The 4,884-nt window shown below is 41.5% G+C and carries 6 protein-coding genes; 1 reads left to right on the top strand and 5 read right to left on the bottom strand.

The window, feature by feature from the left end; genetic code table 11:
* The first annotated feature begins 266 nt into the window (after positions 1 to 266).
* On the top strand, positions 267 to 1,817 hold the full coding sequence (locus tag FD723_RS16495) for a DUF3131 domain-containing protein (RefSeq protein ID WP_179066285.1): 1,551 nt from the start codon (positions 267 to 269) through the stop codon (positions 1,815 to 1,817).
* Between the two features lie 81 nt (positions 1,818 to 1,898).
* Here FD723_RS16495 and FD723_RS16490 read toward each other — a convergent pair whose 3' ends face one another.
* From FD723_RS16490 to FD723_RS16470, 5 genes are all read right to left on the bottom strand, one after another.
* The gene (locus tag FD723_RS16490; RefSeq protein WP_179069172.1) at positions 1,899 to 2,441 is read right to left on the bottom strand and encodes a Uma2 family endonuclease; all 543 of its coding nucleotides are present in this window, start codon (positions 2,439 to 2,441) and stop codon (positions 1,899 to 1,901) included.
* A 108-nt stretch (positions 2,442 to 2,549) separates the two neighbouring features.
* Complete coding sequence (locus FD723_RS16485) at positions 2,550 to 2,978, bottom strand: PIN domain-containing protein (protein WP_179066284.1); 429 nt, start codon at positions 2,976 to 2,978, stop codon at positions 2,550 to 2,552.
* Positions 2,975 to 3,205 (bottom strand): hypothetical protein, encoded by a 231-nt coding sequence (locus FD723_RS16480; RefSeq protein WP_179066283.1) that lies wholly within the window; start codon positions 3,203 to 3,205, stop codon positions 2,975 to 2,977. Before FD723_RS16480 ends, FD723_RS16485 begins: the two co-directional genes overlap by 4 nt.
* A gap of 96 nt (positions 3,206 to 3,301) precedes the next feature.
* Positions 3,302 to 3,661 carry a DUF1304 domain-containing protein gene (locus FD723_RS16475; protein WP_179066282.1) on the bottom strand — a complete coding sequence of 120 codons (360 nt, stop codon included), beginning with the start codon at positions 3,659 to 3,661 and terminating at the stop codon, positions 3,302 to 3,304.
* Between the two features lie 67 nt (positions 3,662 to 3,728).
* Entirely contained in the window at positions 3,729 to 4,739 is a 1,011-nt protein-coding gene (locus FD723_RS16470; RefSeq protein ID WP_179066281.1) for a lipase family protein, read from the bottom strand.
* Positions 4,740 to 4,884 lie beyond the last annotated feature (145 nt).

Genomic DNA, 4,884 nt, shown 5'->3' with positions numbered 1-4,884 from the left:
TTGGTTAAGAATTTAATGTTCTAGCGATCGCTTTACCAACCTCAATAGTGAAATCCTTAGTATTACAGGACTTACGCACGGACTACGATTTTACGTCATTACGAGCAAAGCATTCGCAGAGCGTCTCGTAGAGAAGTAATCGCAAAGGCTTAGTTTTTTGTCACGGGTGCGTAAGTTCTATGTTAGTTAGATTTCAAAGTTGGGAAGAATGTATTTAGTGAAACTACGCAAGCAACGCTAACTTACAATATGAGGCTTTAATCAGTATGAGTTCTGATTTTCAACCGCCACCTAAGAGCTTGTCCATACTAGCTTCTGTAGGAGGAGTAGTTACCGCTGTAATCGCGATCGCAATTTTAAATACTTGGTCTAAACAACTTTCTCAGACTTCTATAGAAAAACCGGAAATATCAGCATCCGAAACTGCTTCCCGCCAATTGCTACAACCAAGGAAACCCCAAACCCAAAGTCCTGTTTCTGATGCTAAAGCAGCGGAAATAGTTGCCAGCCTTGATGCGAAATCTGTAGTTTTGCCAGGTCAAGCCATTCCTAAGAACCAATTAACAGTAGCCATAATTCCATACACTGCTCCGGGAGTTGGAAAACTAACCCCAGAGGAGATAACAACTGCCCATCAGGCTTGGTCATATTTCCAGCGCAACTGGAACGATGAAACTGGCTTAATCAATTCTGTGGATGGTTTTGCCTCTATCAGTATGTGGGATCAGACAGCAGCGATCGCAGCCTTAGTCAGCGCTAGAGAACTCAATATCGTGCCTGCGGCTGAATTTGATGCCAAAATGACCAAAATGTTGAATACATTAGCATCTATCCCCTTGTATAAAGGAGAACTACCTAACAAGGTCTACAATGCTAAAACTCTCGTACCTGTTAATTATGGTCAACTAGAAAAACGCGAAGAAATTGGTTGGTCAGCCATCGATTTAGGAAGAATGGCAATTTGGCTGAAGATTGTCGAGGCCAAGTATCCAGAAATGCGATCGCAAACAGCAGCAGTTTGGAAACATTGGCAAGTTAAGCGTCTAACCAAAAATGGCCAAATGTACGGTACTGCTGTCATCAAAGGTAAAGAACAGTATAACCAAGAAGGTCGCTTGGGCTATGAGAATTATGCCGCCTATGGTTTGAAACTATGGGGTTTGGATGTTAAGCAAGCCTTAGATTATCAGTCCCATACTGCCTTTGTTGACCTTTACGGACAGGGAATTCCTTACGATAAACGCGACTATAAAAACTCTGGAGCCAATAATTACGTTCTGAGCGAACCCTATATCTTAGATGGTATCGAAACTGGGTTTCAAGCTTTGCCGAAAGTTTATGCCGATCGGATTTTAGCTGCTCAAGCAGCGCGTTATGAAGCGACAAAACAATTAACCGCCGTCACCGAAGACAACTTAGATCGCCCTCCCTACTTTGTTTACAGCAGCCTATTTGTCAACGGAGAACCTTGGGCAACCATTGCAGATACCAGAGAAAAACACAACGATTTGCGATTCCTCAGTGCCAAAGCTGCGATCGGCTGGCATGTACTTTATAAGACTGCATACACGCAGCAGTTATTTGATTTCGTTCAAAGCAGTCTCAAATCAAAAGATGGCTGGTACAACGGTTTTTATGAATCTCTGCGTCAGCCGAATAAAACTCTTACCGCTAATAATAATGGCGTGATTTTAGAGAGTTTGCTGTATAAACAAGTTGGACAACCGCTCACCGTTTGGGCAGGAGTCAAAAGCTATAAGTCAACCAAAAAGGCTATCAGAACGCCGCAAGTTACAGCTAAGATTCTCAGACCATGAAAAAACTGGCGTTGCATAATAGAAGTTATCTACTGTGCAATGTCCATATTTTACCCACATAAGTCTATTCAGTAACGCACTTTATGGCAAAAGTCTCTGAACGGACACTGAAATATCTGTAAATGCTAATGGTGTAATCGTTCCTTGCGTAAGAGTATATTCTTCAACATACTTACCATTTTGAGGGTTTCTGAATACAATCATCTGTTTAGCAGATAAACTTAAAACCCAATATTCTTGAATCTCAGCCGTCGCATAAATCGCAGCCTTGATCTCCAAGTCTTTGTTTAAGCTAGTCTTGGCAACTTCTACAATCCAGAATATATCTTGAGGAGCCGGATGGCGATCGCTGTAGGATGATTCTGGAAGTCGAACGATTGCAATATCAGGTTCGGGTTCCGAGTCGGATAGTGTAATCGGCCCATTGAAGCGGACATCAGCTTTACCTGATAGCAACTCTTCTAAATACTTTGCACCTCGTTTTGCTGTGGTGTAGTGGATTGGGGTTTCTGGACTCATCTCAACAATTTCGCCTGCTAGCAATTCCAGATGGCGATCGCGCAGAATGCCCGCCTCAACCATGCGGTGATAGTCGTCTACAGACCATTTAGCCAAGGTTTTCATAGCATAACTGCTCACATTCTTGTGATAGACCTAGTTTAATTTTAAAAGTTGCTGGACTGCGTTTGTGACAATCTGAAAAAACAATCGCCATCTTTGCCTGACAAGCAACTACTTGCTATTTTGCGCCTCTAACTGCTGTAACAACTCATGAATTGATAAAACGGGTACGGATGAACTCAAAAAACCTTGCGTATCGCGTGTCACAATAGCATCTAAACCTTGAGCAATAGCACAAGCGATTTGAACAGCATCTTCAAAATCAGCTAAACCAGATCCGAACGCTGATTTCAAGACGGCTCGATTAACGGGACAAATTACCATAACAGTCAGCGTTTCTGAAACTGCTTGCCGTGCTTGGTCAATGCTACGTGTGTGTTTTCGGGAAATATAAAAAATATCTGTAAGTGTTGTCGCTGTGATATATCCAACGACACGACCAGAATCAATCTCCTGAAACAACAGCTCCGCGTCTTGGAAAAATGGCGATCGCTGCAACAGAAAATCTAGGACAATATTAGTATCAATTAAAACTTTCATTCAAGATACTTGTCCACTCGTCGCTCTTCTAACATTACAGCTACTTCTTCATCAGTCGGTGCTGGCTGGTCTGTTTTTAGCAAGCCTCGCATCCGTCTAATGGCGCTAGAGCGTTCAGGCTCAGAAATTGGCGTGTCTTGCAAGGACTCAATGATGGCACTCACCAGTGCAAGGCGATCACTTGGTGGTAGCTTGAAGACCTGCTCCTTCAATTCTTGTAGCAACATAGACGGCTCCTATAGTCGAAGGTGTCTAACATCTAGTATGAGCGATCGCCTCCTCTACGATCCAGATTTATTGACTTTCTACCCAAACAACAAGTGCTATGCAGCCAACCAAACAAAAATCAGCGCAATGAATGCGGGAAGTGTTTGAAATACAAGAGTTGTCCGTTTGAGAGTTAACGCAGCAAAGATACCTGCGATCGCAACACACACCAGAAAAAAGACCCGAATTGATAGGAAATCGCTTTTACTGAATACTCCCCAAATTAAGCCAGCAGCAATAAAACCGTTATATAACCCTGCATTTTTCACAATTGGAGCCACTTGATTTGCAACGTCGGCTGTAAAACCAAGTCTCTGATGAACAAGGGGATTTTTCCAGAAAAACATTTCCACTACCGAGATAACAATATGTATAAATGCAACGAATGCAATAGCGATAGTGGCAACAATTTGCACTCTAAAAGCCTCCGTCTTTAGAATATTTTTCTTGACAACTAGAATCTTACAATGCAACAGACTCTAATCATTTTGATTGTATGAATCTCAAAATTCCGCGCATATAAATCTCTTCTAAATTGTGGTGCTGCTCTAAAGCGGCTGCATGAATCGTAAAACAAACTGGTGTGCCAGTATGCACGTAATCTGGCATCCTTCTTTTGTTTCTGTCATACATCGCCTTAAAGAAGCCAAAAAGTGGATTGGGATTTCTGTCTGGCCCAGTGACTCCCCCTGTACCCAAGCCAACTGTAGGATTTTTCGGCAATACGTCTAACTCAGGTGGTGTTTCAGATGGTGCTGGTTGGAAAACGTTTCCTGTGGGAAACGGAATCATAGTTACAAAATCTTCAGTATTAGCAATTCTCCAATGCCTTACACCTGTTTCTCGAAATTTAATGGCAAATTCTCTGTCTCCACATCGAGGACTGGCAAAAGTGTACAAAATAACATCTTTCGGCTGAAAGTTAGTGTTTTTAATAATATCTGGAATCGCTAAAGTTGCTAATGCACCACCAAGGCTGTGTCCTGTGACAAAAATGCGAGAGTCCGGATCGCATTTTTGAAGCGCATTAATCATTGCATCTCGGAGATTGATATATATTTGTCTAAAACCGACAGTGACACGACCAAAATCACCAACTTTCGGAATTTCAACTGGGGACTGAATTAGCTGTATTTTTTGCAATATGCTTCCGTCTCGATTTTTGCCGTCATTATAAGAAACAAGTGGAATATTTACATCCTTAAACCACTCAGCAAATGTTTTTGTGCCACGAAAAACGACAAATACATCTTTGCTATTCTTTTTAGACGCAACGAAGCCGAAAGGAAGATCATTTTCTTGGAGTTCACTTTTTAACTCGTAATCCCCACTAAGTTCTAGTTGATTTCTTTCATCAAACTGCTTATACACTTTTTGGATTAAGCCTGCTAACTCTTGAGCTATTAAAGAGTCAAATTCTTTGTAATCAGAAGACTCAAATAAGAATACGTCTACTCTTTCTATTGGTTTATTAACATTCGGTAAAGAAGTCATCAATCCTATCCTATGTAGTAGTTCAATGCACTTATAACTTAAGTTATTCTACGGTCACAAATCTTTGTCTGAAAAGTTGGAACCTGTCTACCAGACAACAACTTATAGTTCTTGAGGAATGGCACTCCACCGATACCTTTTCCAT

The sequence above is a fragment of the Nostoc sp. C052 genome, assembly GCF_013393905.1.
Classification (GTDB): domain Bacteria; phylum Cyanobacteriota; class Cyanobacteriia; order Cyanobacteriales; family Nostocaceae; genus Nostoc.
Note: the sequence above shows the minus strand (reverse complement) of the source record. Positions and strands in the feature narration are given on the sequence as shown.

What these genes read in the sequence shown, in the direction of transcription:
- FD723_RS16470 (WP_179066281.1), bottom strand. Translation starts at nt 4,739, where the DNA reads ATGACTTCTTTACCGAATGTTAATAAACCAATAGAAAGAGTAGACGTA.
- FD723_RS16480 (WP_179066283.1), bottom strand. Translation starts at nt 3,205, where the DNA reads ATGTTGCTACAAGAATTGAAGGAGCAGGTCTTCAAGCTACCACCAAGT.
- FD723_RS16485 (WP_179066284.1), bottom strand. Translation starts at nt 2,978, where the DNA reads ATGAAAGTTTTAATTGATACTAATATTGTCCTAGATTTTCTGTTGCAG.
- FD723_RS16490 (WP_179069172.1), bottom strand. Translation starts at nt 2,441, where the DNA reads ATGAAAACCTTGGCTAAATGGTCTGTAGACGACTATCACCGCATGGTT.
- FD723_RS16495 (WP_179066285.1), top strand. Translation starts at nt 267, where the DNA reads ATGAGTTCTGATTTTCAACCGCCACCTAAGAGCTTGTCCATACTAGCT.